The 14,171-nt window shown below is 35.0% G+C and carries 15 protein-coding genes, 1 tRNA gene and 1 pseudogene; 13 read left to right on the plus strand and 4 right to left on the minus strand.

The window, feature by feature from the left end:
• Window positions 1–5: 5 nt before the first annotated feature.
• The gene (locus tag JNUCC41_RS18245; protein WP_192204222.1) at window positions 6–881 is read right to left on the minus strand and encodes a hypothetical protein; all 876 of its coding nucleotides are present in this window, start codon (window positions 879–881) and stop codon (window positions 6–8) included.
• A 248-nt stretch (window positions 882–1,129) separates the two neighbouring features.
• Between JNUCC41_RS18245 and JNUCC41_RS18250 the strand changes: the two genes are divergently transcribed.
• From JNUCC41_RS18250 to JNUCC41_RS18260, 3 genes are all read left to right on the plus strand, one after another.
• The gene (locus JNUCC41_RS18250; RefSeq protein ID WP_192204223.1) at window positions 1,130–1,333 is read left to right on the plus strand and encodes a hypothetical protein; all 204 of its coding nucleotides are present in this window, start codon (window positions 1,130–1,132) and stop codon (window positions 1,331–1,333) included.
• Between the two features lie 12 nt (window positions 1,334–1,345).
• Window positions 1,346–1,555: a hypothetical protein gene (locus tag JNUCC41_RS18255; RefSeq protein ID WP_192204224.1), complete on the plus strand. Its 210-nt coding sequence runs from the start codon at window positions 1,346–1,348 to the stop codon at window positions 1,553–1,555.
• A gap of 307 nt (window positions 1,556–1,862) precedes the next feature.
• The gene (locus tag JNUCC41_RS18260) at window positions 1,863–2,723 is read left to right on the plus strand and encodes a hypothetical protein (protein WP_192204225.1); all 861 of its coding nucleotides are present in this window, start codon (window positions 1,863–1,865) and stop codon (window positions 2,721–2,723) included.
• 93 nt (window positions 2,724–2,816) lie between these two features.
• Here the strand turns inward: JNUCC41_RS18260 and JNUCC41_RS26820 are convergent, their stop codons facing one another.
• Window positions 2,817–3,758, minus strand: a complete 942-nt coding sequence (locus JNUCC41_RS26820) for an HNH endonuclease (protein ID WP_228467363.1) — start codon at window positions 3,756–3,758, stop codon at window positions 2,817–2,819.
• A gap of 95 nt (window positions 3,759–3,853) precedes the next feature.
• Between JNUCC41_RS26820 and JNUCC41_RS18270 the strand changes: the two genes are divergently transcribed.
• From JNUCC41_RS18270 to JNUCC41_RS18295, 7 genes are all read left to right on the plus strand, one after another.
• Complete coding sequence (locus JNUCC41_RS18270) at window positions 3,854–4,072, plus strand: GIY-YIG nuclease family protein (RefSeq protein WP_192204226.1); 219 nt, start codon at window positions 3,854–3,856, stop codon at window positions 4,070–4,072.
• Window positions 4,073–4,150: 78 nt separating this feature from the next.
• Window positions 4,151–4,843 (plus strand): GIY-YIG nuclease family protein, encoded by a 693-nt coding sequence (locus JNUCC41_RS18275; protein ID WP_192204227.1) that lies wholly within the window; start codon window positions 4,151–4,153, stop codon window positions 4,841–4,843.
• 191 nt (window positions 4,844–5,034) lie between these two features.
• Complete coding sequence (locus JNUCC41_RS27110; RefSeq protein WP_286182145.1) at window positions 5,035–5,163, plus strand: hypothetical protein; 129 nt, start codon at window positions 5,035–5,037, stop codon at window positions 5,161–5,163.
• 157 nt (window positions 5,164–5,320) lie between these two features.
• A tRNA-Val gene (locus tag JNUCC41_RS18280) sits at window positions 5,321–5,393 on the plus strand.
• A gap of 696 nt (window positions 5,394–6,089) precedes the next feature.
• Complete coding sequence (locus JNUCC41_RS18285; protein WP_192204228.1) at window positions 6,090–6,305, plus strand: hypothetical protein; 216 nt, start codon at window positions 6,090–6,092, stop codon at window positions 6,303–6,305.
• A gap of 752 nt (window positions 6,306–7,057) precedes the next feature.
• A complete protein-coding gene (locus JNUCC41_RS18290; RefSeq protein ID WP_192204229.1) occupies window positions 7,058–7,279 on the plus strand; it encodes a hypothetical protein in 222 nt (73 codons plus the stop codon).
• A gap of 231 nt (window positions 7,280–7,510) precedes the next feature.
• A complete protein-coding gene (locus tag JNUCC41_RS18295) occupies window positions 7,511–8,254 on the plus strand; it encodes a hypothetical protein (RefSeq protein ID WP_192204230.1) in 744 nt (247 codons plus the stop codon).
• 152 nt (window positions 8,255–8,406) lie between these two features.
• On the opposite strand, the pseudogene JNUCC41_RS18300 reads toward JNUCC41_RS18295, so the two are convergent.
• Together JNUCC41_RS18300 and JNUCC41_RS18305 are read right to left on the minus strand one after the other, a co-directional pair.
• A pseudogene (locus tag JNUCC41_RS18300) lies at window positions 8,407–8,623 on the minus strand (transposase); the annotation flags it as partial.
• 87 nt (window positions 8,624–8,710) lie between these two features.
• Entirely contained in the window at window positions 8,711–10,114 is a 1,404-nt protein-coding gene (locus JNUCC41_RS18305) for a sigma-54 interaction domain-containing protein (RefSeq protein WP_228467364.1), read from the minus strand.
• Between the two features lie 318 nt (window positions 10,115–10,432).
• Between JNUCC41_RS18305 and speB the strand changes: the two genes are divergently transcribed.
• The 3 genes from speB to JNUCC41_RS18320 all read left to right on the plus strand — a co-directional run bounded on the left by speB (window position 10,433) and on the right by JNUCC41_RS18320 (window position 13,776).
• Window positions 10,433–11,431: an agmatinase gene (gene speB, locus JNUCC41_RS18310; protein ID WP_192204231.1), complete on the plus strand. Its 999-nt coding sequence runs from the start codon at window positions 10,433–10,435 to the stop codon at window positions 11,429–11,431.
• 99 nt (window positions 11,432–11,530) lie between these two features.
• Window positions 11,531–12,970, plus strand: a complete 1,440-nt coding sequence (locus tag JNUCC41_RS18315) for a sodium:solute symporter family protein (RefSeq protein ID WP_192204232.1) — start codon at window positions 11,531–11,533, stop codon at window positions 12,968–12,970.
• Window positions 12,971–13,014: 44 nt separating this feature from the next.
• Entirely contained in the window at window positions 13,015–13,776 is a 762-nt protein-coding gene (locus tag JNUCC41_RS18320; RefSeq protein WP_192204233.1) for a class II aldolase/adducin family protein, read from the plus strand.
• Window positions 13,777–14,171 lie beyond the last annotated feature (395 nt).

Genomic DNA, 14,171 nt, shown 5'->3' on the forward strand with positions numbered 1-14,171 from the left:
AAAAATTAATACTCTTTTTCCTGACGAGTCAACTGGTACATAGCAGCACCTAAGTAAATAATAAGCGCTAATAATTGACTGTAGAATAATCCAAGAAGGAACCATTTCGTTAACACATCATCATATATTTTTTCTTCTTCAGGATAAGGCAATAGCGTTGAAGGATAAACAATTCCAACTATACATGCATACACAAGAATCAATAAGCCACTCCATACCCATTTAGGCTTGCCGTAATCATTATATATTTTCAAGTTATCTTCAAGCTGAAGGTCCAATACTCTGATGTCATCAATCAAACGATCTCGTTCTTTTTTGGTATCCTTATAATCGGTATTTATATTCGGAGGAGAAAGAGGTCTTAATTTAAAGCCAGCAAAAGGACCTGTCGCTTCAGGTTGGGCCATTTCATCAATTACCTCGAATATCCTTTCATACCAATCCATGCGATCAGGATATTTATATTCTGTGAAAAATTTCTTAAATACGCTAAACTCTTCGTAATAGTCATCTGTAGATCTGTGCAGCTCCAATAATTCATTAGACATTTCCTTTACTTGTTTGTAATAAGGTTCTAACTGCTCTTTGGATAATAAAGTGTATTCAGCTTCTTCAATAACTTCTTCAAGTGTTTTACCACGTATTATTCGTTTGATGTTATCTTCTGAAACGAAGTCATTTAAATCATCTTCGAATAAAAACTCAATCGCGTTTGCGAGCATATCTTTTTTAGCTATCCGGTCATTATCGATTTCTTTGATTCTGCGTTTAATGCCGTTCTGCTCACTAGCTATAGCAATTACCCTGCTGACCAGGAACCCTCCTATGATTGCAACCAAACCAGCTGTTGCAGCAATGATAGTTGTAATTAAATCGTTCAACCTTTCCATCTCCCCCTTACTGTTGATTCAATTATATATCCAAGAAATGAATGAAGTCGATTATTAAAGGAGGAAAATATCTCCTTTCGTCGAAATAATAGATGAAGGGAGATAAGTATATGAAAAAAATAACTGTAATGAAGATATTTACTCAAGAGTGCGCTAGTCGACCAAGGAAAAATGATACTCATTCAAGAAGTTAAGGATCGTATTGAAGAGGGTAACCTAGTAAATTGGTTGATGAGTATATGACAGATAAATCATTTTATAATGGAACAAATTCGTTTTCCGACGAAGACATTGAATTTGTGAATAGAGAATACAATAACATGCTTTTAGGTTACTATGATGATGAATTCAGAAAATGGGGAATTAAAAACAATGGTCTGAATTTGTTGGTTAGCTGGGGTATTGAATTAATTAGGGACATCGGTAAAATGGAAAGTGTATAAAGGAGTAATCTTATGAGAAGAGCTATTATCAAAAGTCCGTCCAATAACGATGAAAAAGTTGCAGCATCAGATTTCTCTATAGAAATTAAACATAAAGGAAGAGGGGTAAATAAGTTTTCAATTGTTAATTACACATACGAAGATGTGTTTGAGTATATAAAGGAACAATATGAACACGATTTAGATTTCATAGAAAAAGTAACTATTGAAGTAAACAAATGAAACATCCTTCGGGGTGTTTTTTCGTTGTCGGTATATAAGATACTATAACACCAAAGTGAAAATTTGGAGGATTGTATGGATATTAAATTATGGTCTGTTTTCATCTCGGCTACAGTGGCTCTAATAACTTTCTTAATAGTGCATTCTTAAGATGACTGATAAATATCTTGCCATTTGGGGCACAGCATTAAGGGAACAAAATGAAAATTTTATCCACTTAGTAATAGAGATAATAGTTTACCAAACAATTTTGATATTGAATAAATGATAAAATAAGGATTATGGATGTTAGGAGTTGATATAGTGGATGAACTCTCCATTTGAAGCACAACATAATAAAGCTAAAGAGAAAGACAAAAATTTATTTGTGCCAGTAAGAGAAATTAAAATCTTGAAAGATGCAGCTGTAATTGTAGTTTTATTAACTGCTTTATCTTATTTTATTACTTATAGTTTTAGAAGTGGATATTGGAGCTATTATCAACTAGAAGATATCACACCAATTGATATAGGACCTTCAGATATTTCTATGGCTATCTCCAATGTAGCTATGGCTATTGTATTTGGTTTGATCGTCTATGTTGTTATTACACTCGTATTATGGATGTCAAAAGTTATTATTAGTGAACTAATTAACCCAATTGCCATCACGTTTGCTGCAGCTACGACAATTAGCATGATTTATACTGGAAGTATAGAATTATACATTACTTTCGAAATTTGTATAATTGTTGCAGTTTTTGTTGGTCTTAAAAAGTTTACTGAATCTAAATCGTTTAAATATATACCTTTGTTACCAAGAGTATATAATTATTTACTAAGTGAAGTAAAACAATTATTTTCGATTTGGAGTGCGTTCATTCCGTTGAAATGGATAATTATACCGATTATTTTATTTTTAATATATGCAACATATAAAACATGTTATTATCTAGGAAGCAGAATTGCAGAAGATAAGGAAAGCTACTTAATAATAAATCATGATAGTACAGTTTACGTTGTTATAGGGGAGAAAAAAGACAATTTAATTATTGCACCTGTGAATTTAAATAAAAGAATCATAGAACCTAAATACTCTATTATTGAGTCGAAGTCTAATATAACAAGTCCACTTGTATTAGAAAGAACCGTAATAAAAGGTGGATTTAAAATGAAAAATGACAAATAAATGCCTTTTGGTTCTTCTTTAGGTAATTTTTAATTGTATAAAGATTTCTTCAAGAAGTTTTTTCTAAAGGGATTCTCATTTGTATACACTTCTTTATATTTTATTAACTACAATCGTTTTATTATCAATCTTAAATACATATTTATCGTCAGTGTTTTCTAGTAAATTAACTTCTCCGTAATGTAGCTGCCTATGATGATTAGCACATACAGTTATGAGATTATTCGCAGATAAAGAACCAGCCTGTAATTCTGAAACAGGAATTACATGATGTGTTTCTACATAATATTCACCGTTTGGTTTTTTGAAAGAGTAGGGTTCTAGGTTTAAAGCTTCACAAACCTGACATTTAAACCCTATTCTTCTTTTATATTCCTGCGCAATCGATCCTCTTTCAATATACCTGCTAACTCTTTCTTTAACCTCAGGAACAGCGGCATAATATTTTTTCTCTAATTTTGAAATGCTATCGCTATCTTCATTTGATTCATTAAAAACCAACTCTAAATTATCCGATCCACCCACAATATCTATTATTTTCTTGAAAGCTAGACGGCTTAATGGCATTGATGAACCTTGTTGTCCTTCAATTAAGTATTTATCATATTCTTCCGCTGAAAGGTCTAAGTTATCTAAAAGGATGGGTTTCCTTAATAATGTTTTTATATACCGTATTGGCACTCTATATCTAACTATATTTGCATCACCTTCGTCTTCCCAATATTCCTTCTCTGTACCTTTCATTGGTTCAGCTGAACCTAATATTTTTACCACTGCATAAATACCTCTAACCAGCTTCGGCTTACCAGCAAGTTGTTTCTTTGTTCTTCTGTCATGGCCAACCCTTATAACACCTAATTGTCCTGGCTTAAAGTCTTCCTTATGGTATTCAGAAACAGCAAAACTATCTTCAATTTTCCCAGATAATATAAATTCATCAATATACCACTTCTTGGGATTACAGAAAAAAGTCCAATAGCCAGTGGGTTTTACTTTTTCAGATTTATTTCCTTCAACAGAGAATCGTTTATCCATGATTTCACCTTCTAAATGTATGATTCTTATATTATATAATAAAGTATCTTTACTAAATTTATAAATCATTTGTTTTGTTATAGAATATATATAAAATGGAGATTATAGGAGAATGTTATAAGAACTTTTGTGAAACTACCAATCAGCAAGAATCTTTTGAACTTAGAACAAACTTTTATGTATATGAGTATTTTATTAAAGATTCCGGAGATGTTTTTTATGTTGGAAAAGGTGTTACTAAGCGTGCTTGGAAAGACACTCGAAACGCTGCCTGTGAACAAATAAAAAAAGATATGATTGGGATATTCGGATAGTCCAAGAAAATTTAACTGAAGAAGCTGCTTTAGAGTTGGAAAAAAGCCTTATAGGTAAAGTATAGGGAAGAAGGAGATTTGTTAACCAATATACTTCCTGGTGGAATAAAAGCTACAGATACGGAAATAGTAGCAAATGTAAAGTATCTACTTTTTCTTTTGGAAAAGAAAGTGATAAATATAAGTTTAAGTGAACTAGCTAATCTCTTTTTGATGAGTAGTTCTACTGTGTGGCACATTGCAAATGAGGGGCAATATAGCGAAGTCGAACCAACAATCCCAGAAAAAATAAACGAAATTATCAAACAATATCTTTCTAATGCTTACAATGAAGAACGCACACGTGCTGGAAATGCAAAGTATGTCTTATCACTTCTTGAAAAAGGTGTAATTAGATGTAGCCAAGCTAGAATTGCAGAACACTTTGGTATGACTCCATCAAATATTAGTAGTATAAAAAAAGGGCAGACGCATAATGATGTTCCACCTCTTATTCCTGACAATATTGGTGTTATTTTAGGGAAATTTAACCCCTTTTATTTATCAGAAGAAGAAAAACTAAAAGGTAGAATAGCTTTTATAGTCAGATTAAGAAATGAAGGTATTATTTCGATCACTAATACAGATATAGCTACACTTCTTAGCACCACTTCCTATTTAGTCGCTGAATTCACTCGTACTAACGAAGAACGAAAATATACCTATAAAGAAGTACGACCAACTAATGAGATAATGCAAAAACTTATACCATACTTTATATTAAAATCTTAGCTTTACTTAATTTTATAAGTATAAACAGAATTAACATTAAGTTGATTTAAAAGGCTATTAAAATGAAAGATGAACAGATACAAAAGCAATAGAAGAAATGGACAACGGGGAAAGAATAAAACCCATATCTGTTGGATAGAGAAAGAGAATAGGCCTTATGGGGAGTAGAATGGTAAAGGGGAGGAAAGTGAATGAGGCTTTATAACAACCCCATTCTTGTCACGTTAGCTAGCTTGGTGCAAGCCTCGTCTAAATATAACTTGTTAGGTTCAGCTTTAATTGATAAGAACTTATCGTTAAAGATCATCTTTTCCCAATAAACAGAACCGTCAACAAATGTTACTTTACAATTCTGCACAGTTGGTTTTCTGTATAAATACAATGCCATATTACTACCTTCCATAGACATTGGCATTCTCATTATGTTTGTATATCGTTCATTAGTATAATATTCCATAGAAACCTACATTTACATACGACTTGTTAGCTCAGTGGGCGAGCACTTCCTTGACAGGGAAGGGGTCGTGCGGTTCGAATCCCTCACAGGTCATCTTATAGTAGAAACCCTTGCTATGACTTTTTTTGAGCATTTTCCTTACTTTTGACAGTATGCAGTACCCGCGCAATATCAAGAAAACATAATGTGAAAAAAGACGGATTTAAATAGTGTTTCTGATGTCCTTGATGATCTAATAAGAGAAGTATTTGATACAAACTTTATGTCTGTGGATAAAAAAGTATCAAGTGCAAATAAAATAACTGAACTGAAGGTGAATACAGTAATAATGTTGAAGTGAAAGAATCAATCACCGATTATAAATTCGACAGCTATAAAAAATATTCCCTTATTGTATCAACTGTAACAATGTCAACTTTATTAGCAGTAATGAGCTCATTTTTTGTACTTATTATTAAGCAGGATAATGATTTATTTGTGAGTGAAATTAATAATTCTTTTCTTTTGATGATGGCAATTATACTTACAACATAGGGAGTAGTTATGAATTTTCTGAGTATATTATCAGTTCAAAAAAGAAAAGAACAGTTAATAAATTTTAGAAAACCTAAAATTCAAGATGAAAAGAGAGAGAAAGAAGTAAAAATGTTAGAGTAACTTAGTGGCAGACACACGGAAGATAAATTACTTAAAAACTTGTAATAATGATTTAAAACTTATTTTTTGCTTAAAATTGAGGTTTATAAGAATTAGGACAGTTCTATTTTCTAAAAAGGGGAATTTGATTTAATGAATATTACAGTTATCGCAGCAATAATTGGAGCTCTTTCCGCTATAGTTGGTTCGACTATAACTCAGGTAGCAAATTGGTTTCTAACTTCTCAAAATTATAAAAGGGAACTAGAAAAAGAATACCAACTAAACAAAGTAAATGCCTACGTCAAGTTATTTACAGCTATTAGTGAGCTTATTTATGATATAAATACTGCAAAAAAAGAAATTTAGAAGTAGAAGCACTGCTATTTAATCATGTTTTAATTATCGATGATCTATTACTTCGTGATGGAATATGGTTAGATGATGAGGAAATTAATATTACAAATGCAATAATAAAAGATCAAGGCGCTATTATTATTGATGAAAAAGAAAGAAAATTAAATTTACCATTATCCAATTTCGATTCAAATTTAATAGGGAATATTGAAAACCTAAAGGGGATTTGTCGAACAAAATCAAGAAAGGCTTTCTTTCAAAAATAAGTTTCAATAAAACTTTATAAGGATAGAGAGAGAAGCACCCATTATAATAGATGGGTGCTTTATATTTTATTTATAGATGAAGGGGTGTAAGGTTTGAGTAGTAAAAAAGTAACAGTCTGTTTCTTAATATTTTTCTATCGCCAAATTATACTTCTGGAGTTAACAGCAACAAGGTAGTACACGTAATAACTAGTGACTATCTAGAAACATTTGTTAACGAACGTAAAGAATTATTAAGTACTTTTTTGACGATTTAATTAATAACGATATCCATTAAAAAGTTTTTCAGACAAACGGCAGATATTTGGCAGAATAACGGCAGAGCAGTAGGTTTTAACCGTGGTAATATGCTATTAACGAAATATATCAAGAAGGCATTCACTGATTGTGGGTGTCTTTTTCTATGCCTTAAATGAGGTGATTGCATGAAGCTAAGTGATCATTTAAACAAAGATCAAAGATACATATTTATCCGATACATAAAGTGGAGGTGTAAATATGGATGATGTAGACATCAGCCCTTTGACTGAGGGGCTTAATAATATAGCGATGCAGTTTGTTTTTTGGATGGCTATTTGTTGGGCTGCTTATGTTATTGTAATTATAATTTTACGTATTATTAAGGTGCCAGATAAAATAGCTCATTTCTTTGCAACAGCTGCATTCTTAATTGCATTGTATTATTCATTTGTTAATGGCTATGTACCAGGAATTCAATGAAATTACAGTGGAAAATGGGAGGGAGGGCGTCGCGGCAGATTATAAACTGCTTCCTCTATTTTGGTGAAATCTTTTAGGAATGAAGAGGCTTATTAGAGTGCTAGCCTAGTGAAGAGTGTGTTCTTTTAAAGACTTTTCGGTCATATAGTGTGATAAACATTCATGTATAATTTGTAAAATATACAAAATTGCCCTTTCTATTGTATGATTGAGATGGAAAGGGGAAAATAAATGAGAAAAATATTATTCTTTTTATTACTAATAGGATTTCCAATAGTACTAACATTATTATTGAGATTATCCATTTTTCGATTTGCTCCTGGACAGGTAGATTCGTGGATTGCCTTTTGGGGAAGTTATGTTGGTGCAATAATAGGTGCGAGCGTAGTATACTTTGTGGCCAAGTTGCAAATTGGGAAACAATATGAACAGCAAATTAAAAGTATTAAATTAGAAAATGAGCATTCAATCAGTCGTGAAATGGAACAGTTTTTAATTACAACAAGGCTAGGTAAGTATGAAAAAACAATAAAAGTTTGTGAGAAACTGTCAAATTTAACAATTGAATTAAATAATGAATTTGTAAAGTATGTAACTTATACTGATATTATAAATAATAAAGAGGATCCGGATAGGGAAAATGATTTTAAGGAAAAAATTTATGCAATAAGAACCAAACATAGTGAGTTCCACGCTTTAATAATATTAAATACTACAGAATTAATGACATTATCTAATTACTCTCCAGATATTAAAGATTATTGTACAAAATTAACTTGGAAGTTAAATGGCCTTTGGGCTGAAGCGAAGGGATGTTACTACAGTAAGGATGAGTATAAGAACTACCTTAAACCGAACGAACAATATCTTTTAAAAGATGCGGAATTCATATTGAGTACATTATTGGAGTTAATCAAGGAACTAAATAATAAAATAAATAGTGAATTAATTAAAATCGAGAAGAAAATTTTATAATTAGTTAATAAGTAAGGATGAAGCACCTATAAAGGGTGCTTTCAGTTTGTAGACAAAAGGGGTTCGGAATTATAAAATTCCGGATCCCTTTTGAAATTCCCCTTTGATTTTTACCTAAAGTTAAGAGATTGGTGCTCTACAAGCTCACCATGTTAGACCATTTTTGGACCTTTCCATGTCCAATTGGCCATCTTCTTTATATTCATGACAGCGAAAGTCCCCTTAAAGTAGTCCAACGCATCCCATGCTTTTCCTTTGCATCTGCGAATACACGCTCAATCGTCTCTTTACTTTTCGCATAGATAGGTTTACATCTTAATGATGACGCAGATGATCTGCTTCTTCCACATGTGTTTGCCAGGTATGCCGTGTCTTCATCATGTGTGCCTTTTGGCATTTATGACTGAAGGCTAAGGACCACTCATGGCTATTAAGTAGATTCTAGTCCAGATTAAATTACAAATACTGTTTGTATTTCTTTAACTTATAGATGACTGTTGGCTGGCTGATGCCCAAATGTTCTGCCATCTCGTATGTGGTTTTACATTTTTTCCATGCTTTTGCAATCAGTTGCCTTTCAACCCTTTCCAGAGTTTTCTTTAAATCGAAATTCTCTTCACAATCCTGTTCGATTGCAAGGAAGGTGGAGTCTTCAGGCTGTTCAATTTGCCCTGTGATGGATTGCGGAAGGTGTTCCGGAAATATAATTGGTTCTTCGATGGTCAGGATTAACCGTTCAATCAAGTTTTCTAATTCCCGTATATTTCCGGGCCAATGATAATGAGTCAAAACTTCATACGTCGATGGATGGATTTTTTTGAATTTCTGGTATTTATCACTGGTTTTCTGTAAGTAATGCTGAATTAAGAGAGGGATATCTTCTTTACGTTCATGTAATGCCGGAATCTGGATGGGAATCACATTCAAACGATAGAATAAGTCCAATCTAAACTTACCTTGACTTACCATCTCCTTCAAGTCTTGATTAGTTGCTGCAACCAGGCGGAAGTTAATATGGCTTTCTTTTTTTCCACCGATGCGCTTTATCTTTTTTTCCTGTAATACTTTCAGTAATTTAGCTTGCATGGCAAGTGGGAGTTCCCCGATTTCATCTAAAAAAAGAGTACCACTGTCAGCTTGTTCAATCAGACCCTGCCTTCCTTGTTTGTTGGCTCCTGTAAAAGAACCTGGTTCATAGCCAAATATCTCTGATTCAAACAAACTTTCCGGTATTGTGCTGCAATTCACCTCAATAAAGGGTTCTTTCTTTCGATTGCTTTGATTATGAACCGAGCGTGCAAATGTACTTTTCCCTACCCCTGATGGTCCTAATAAAAGAATCGTGGCATCGGTTTTAGCAACATTATGGATTGTTTTTAAAATCTGCTTGGTTGCATTACTTCTAGCAATCAAATAATGGGAATCCAGTTCCTTTTCTCTTAAATCCTCGACTTCCGTTTGATAGCCTTTTACTTTTCGTTGTAATTGTTCAAATTGATCCTGCAATTGCAGGATCTCGGTTTGATCCTGACCATAGCTGATTACCCTAACAAGAAGTCCTTCCTTATTAAAAATGGGATAGCCAGTCGACATGACAACATGACCCGTTTTCGTTTCCTGCATGATACGCTTCGCTTTCTTCCCTTTTATAACAATCGCATTGATGGAAGGTGAGAGAAGGCCCTCTCTTTCTAATTGATAGACGGAGGTACCGATATAAGAGTCACTTTCCATACCAAATACCCCCCAAAGCTTTGGGTTGGAATATAAAATGATTCCATCTTGATCGGTAATGAGAATGTTATTATTCGATGTTTCAATAATCTTATTTAATTCTTCCTCCAGCATGTCGTCGTACATACATTCCACTCCTTTCGGTTTTGGGATGCTGTTTAATTAAAATATAAATCAAATAGTCTAAATAATCAAAAAATAAATCAAAAATAAGAAAATGATTAAGTTTTTAATCATTTGATGAAACAAAAATAATGAAAAGCCTTATATACCGCAGCGAAATAGTTGGCCTGAATCTTGCTATGTAAAAGGTAAGAAGGAAATTTCCAAACAAGGTGTTATATATGTCCATTCTATTTGAAAAGATGGAAGTTTGTATGACATCTGCCATTGCAGTGGAGTAAAAAATAATAATAGCAAAATTAGAATTTAGGAGGATGTTACATGATGAAGTATCAACCGAAAGACTCATTCAAATCACCCCGTTTTTGTGGAGTGCGTACGTTTATGAGGCTCCCATTTGTTGAACGGGTAGATGAACATATGGATTTTGTCATTACGGGTATTCCATTTGATTCAGGACAATCATTTAGAACGGGGGCCAGATTTGGCCCAGAAGCTATTCGCGATTTTTCGATTCTTTTGCGTCCTTATAACCCTGAACAGAAGATTAACATTTTTGATTATATATCAGGGATTGATTATGGGGATATTCCAATCATTCCGGGCTATATTTCTGAAACATATAAAAAGATTGAAGAAGAGCTTACTCCTATCATTGAAAAAGGGATCATTCCTATTTCATTAGGAGGCGATCATTCCATTACGCTAGGAGAGTTACGTGCAATCGTAAAAAAACATGGGCCAGTTGCACTGCTTCAATTCGATGCCCACTCTGATACTTGGGATAGTTATTTTGATCAAAAGTATAATCACGGAACCGTTTTTCGCCGCGCAATAGAAGAGGGTCTCATCGATGTATCACGATCTCTTCAAATTGGTATGAGGGGAGGTCTATATGGACCGGAAGATCTTCAGGATGCCCGGGATTTAGGTTTGGGCGTTTATACGACAAACGATTATAAACGTATCGGGGTCGAAAAGATGCTAAGGGTCATTCATGAGCGTGTTGCGGATGGTCCGGTGTTTTTATCCTTTGACATTGATTTCTTAGATCCGGTCTATGCTCCAGGAACGGGTACCCCTGAAGTTTCCGGAGCCAGCATTGATGATGCTTTAGCCTTAGTGAGAGGATTGACGAATATAGATTTTGTTGGATTCGACCTTGTTGAGGTGTTACCATCATACGATCACGGACAAATCACGGCTGCCGCAGCCGCTAATATTGTCTATGAATTCATCACACTCATCGCTCTCGCAAAAAAAGGGAAACTGGAGAAAAAAGAGAGAGCCGGAGAGTTGGAAACCCAGCTTAACAAGTAATTCCTCATTTTACTGTAAAGAAGGAAGGTATCGGTGAAATCCCTTCCTTCCCTCTTTATAAAGCGATAAAACATAACAAGCCCAAAAGGAGATGCATAAATGCATATTTTAGATATATCGATCATGATTCTATATTTTTCTGTTTTAATCATTGTGGGAGTAATCGGATCCAAACGGGCAAAAACAGCAGATGATTTCATTGTGGCAGGACGTAATCTTGGTCATTTTATGTATTTATCCTGTTTAGCTGCTGTGATATTAGGGGGAGCTTCTACTCTAGGAACAGCAAAGTTAGGTTATCAGTTTGGGATATCCGGTATTTGGCTAGTGGTGATGATTGGGCTCGGCATTATCGCCATCGGGTTGTTTTTAACAAATAAGATATTTAATTTAAAAGTATTGACGATCAGTGAAATGCTTGAGAAGCGCTACAACTCTCAGACAAGATTGATCAGTGCCCTTGTCTCTATTATCTATACATTCATGACGACTGTAACGCAAGTGATTGGGATGGGGACGATGTTACATGTTTTGGCTGGCTGGAATTTAACGGTCTCTATGATAGTCGGGGGTGGGATCGTTGTATTTTATACGATATTAGGAGGTATGTGGTCAGTCACCATGACTGATGTCATACAATTCGTCATCATGACGATCGGTATTTTCTTTATCATGCTTCCGATGAGCATCTCTAAGGCAGGAGGGTGGGACTCGCTTAAGGAAAATCTCCCTGCATCACATTTCGAGCTAGGCAACATTGGCGGAGAGACAATTTTTCAATATTTCCTACTATTCACTCTAGGGATAGTTGTTGCCCAAGATATTTGGCAGCGTCTTTTTACCGCACGAACCAAAGCTGTTTCTCGTGGCGGAACGGTTGGAGCGGGACTATATAGTGTTTTTTATGCGATAGCAATCAGTATCATTGGAATGTGCGCTTTTATTATCCTTCCCGATTTAGGAGATCCACAAAATGCATTTACCAGCATAGCGATGGTAACTTTACCTGCTGGTCTATTGGGGGTTGTCATTGCGAGCGTGGTATCTGCCCTAATGTCCACAGCTTCAGGAACATTGCTAGCTTCATCCACTTTAGTTGTTAATGACATCATTAAAAAATATATCGGTTCAGAAATGAGTGAACGTCAATTTTTAAAAACATCTCGGATTACAACTTTAACGATTGGTGTATTGACCATAATCGTTTCGATATGGATTCAAGACTTTTTAGTTGCATTAGATGTAGCTTACGCCATTTTAGCCGGTGCTGTGTTCTTTCCGATCATTCTTGGCTTCTTTTGGAAGAGAGTCACGGCTACAGCTGCATTTTACTCCATTCTAGCTAGCATGATCGTTATTATTGTGGGATTGGTGATTAATGGACCTTCCTCCACTCAACCAATTCTGTACGGGCTCACTACTAGTTTTGTGGTTATCACTACGATTACCTTCCTAAGTTCCAATAATGATCACAAGAACGAAAGTGAAGTAAAGCAAGAGGTAAAGGATAAAGCTGACATGGACACCATGGCTAATTGATGGTAGGCAAAAAATGAGGAAAAAGAATCGAGGATGAAAGAAAAATGACAAAGGCAATTTCCCTGCAACCCGCAACATTCAATACAATGAAAGAGGAACGCACTCACCGGAAGGAACGTTTGGCAGCTTCATTCCGCCTTTTTTCAAAGTTCGGTTTCGATGAAGGGATAGCTGGCCATATTACCGTCCGTGATCCTAAATATACAGACCATTTCTGGGTCAATCCGTTTGGGATGCATTTTAGTCAAATTTCCGTTTCGGATCTTATATTGGTTAATCATAAAGGTGATATTGTAGAGGGTGAACATTCTGTGAATGGTGCTGCCTTTGCCATTCATTCTGAAATCCATAAAGCGCGACCAGAAGCGATTGCTGCGGCACATGCTCATTCGGTCTATGGAAAGACATGGTCTTCCTTAGGAAGACTGCTAGATCCGATTACGCAAGATGCCTGCCAATTTTACAATGACCATGCATTATTTGATGATTTTACTGGTGTGGTTTATGCATCCGAAGAAGGAAAGCGCATTGCTAAGGCTTTAGGTCAATACAAAGCTATCATCCTCCGCAATCATGGATTGTTAACGGTCGGCCAATCTGTAGATTCAGCTGCTTGGTGGTTCATAACGATGGAACGGTCATGTCAAGCACAGATAATGGCTGAATCTGTAGGTAAGCCGATTTTTATAGAAGAAGAGTATGCAAAATTAACGGCAGAACAAACGGGAACGGAATATGAAGGATGGCTGAGTTTTCAGCCTCTTTGGGACAGAATCAGAAAAGAGCAACCAGATTTCTTGAAATGATCATAAAGCACGGCATGGTATAATCGCAACGGATTTCCTTCCCATAAAAGTGGGAAAGGGAATCGGAGGTTCTTGAGGAGGTTTTATAATGTCTGGTTCTAAGAAAATGGCACCTTCACTTTATAACAGGGTCGATATACCGGAAAAATACATTGTCGAGCCATGGAAATTCGGCAAGCCTGAACCATGAAATAAAGTTCCTTAACCTAATAGAACTAACGGGTGCATTCGTATTATAAGGTTAGCCAGTTTTTACTGGTTGACCTTTTTTTAATAGAATCTATTATATCAGTAGCCAGGGTAGGACGTACGGGTGCGTGGGACTTGATCCCGTGAACTAAACTGTCCGCCCCCTACTTGTAGAAACATGTTTGAGGCTGGTTGGGACGCAGATC

This window comes from Brevibacillus sp. JNUCC-41 (genome assembly GCF_014844095.1).
GTDB lineage: Bacteria > Bacillota > Bacilli > Bacillales > DSM-1321 > Peribacillus > Peribacillus aracenensis.

Coding starts and splice junctions, on each gene's coding strand:
- JNUCC41_RS18250 (WP_192204223.1), top strand. CDS start 1,130: ATGACAGATAAATCATTTTATAATGGAACAAATTCGTTTTCCGACGAA.
- JNUCC41_RS18255 (WP_192204224.1), top strand. CDS start 1,346: ATGAGAAGAGCTATTATCAAAAGTCCGTCCAATAACGATGAAAAAGTT.
- JNUCC41_RS18260 (WP_192204225.1), top strand. CDS start 1,863: ATGAACTCTCCATTTGAAGCACAACATAATAAAGCTAAAGAGAAAGAC.
- JNUCC41_RS26820 (WP_228467363.1), bottom strand. CDS start 3,758: ATGGATAAACGATTCTCTGTTGAAGGAAATAAATCTGAAAAAGTAAAA.
- JNUCC41_RS18270 (WP_192204226.1), top strand. CDS start 3,854: ATGGAGATTATAGGAGAATGTTATAAGAACTTTTGTGAAACTACCAAT.
- JNUCC41_RS27110 (WP_286182145.1), top strand. CDS start 5,035: ATGAGGCTTTATAACAACCCCATTCTTGTCACGTTAGCTAGCTTGGTG.
- JNUCC41_RS18285 (WP_192204228.1), top strand. CDS start 6,090: ATGAATATTACAGTTATCGCAGCAATAATTGGAGCTCTTTCCGCTATA.
- JNUCC41_RS18290 (WP_192204229.1), top strand. CDS start 7,058: ATGGATGATGTAGACATCAGCCCTTTGACTGAGGGGCTTAATAATATA.
- JNUCC41_RS18295 (WP_192204230.1), top strand. CDS start 7,511: ATGAGAAAAATATTATTCTTTTTATTACTAATAGGATTTCCAATAGTA.
- JNUCC41_RS18305 (WP_228467364.1), bottom strand. CDS start 10,114: ATGTACGACGACATGCTGGAGGAAGAATTAAATAAGATTATTGAAACA.
- speB (WP_192204231.1), top strand. CDS start 10,433: ATGATGAAGTATCAACCGAAAGACTCATTCAAATCACCCCGTTTTTGT.
- JNUCC41_RS18315 (WP_192204232.1), top strand. CDS start 11,531: ATGCATATTTTAGATATATCGATCATGATTCTATATTTTTCTGTTTTA.
- JNUCC41_RS18320 (WP_192204233.1), top strand. CDS start 13,015: ATGACAAAGGCAATTTCCCTGCAACCCGCAACATTCAATACAATGAAA.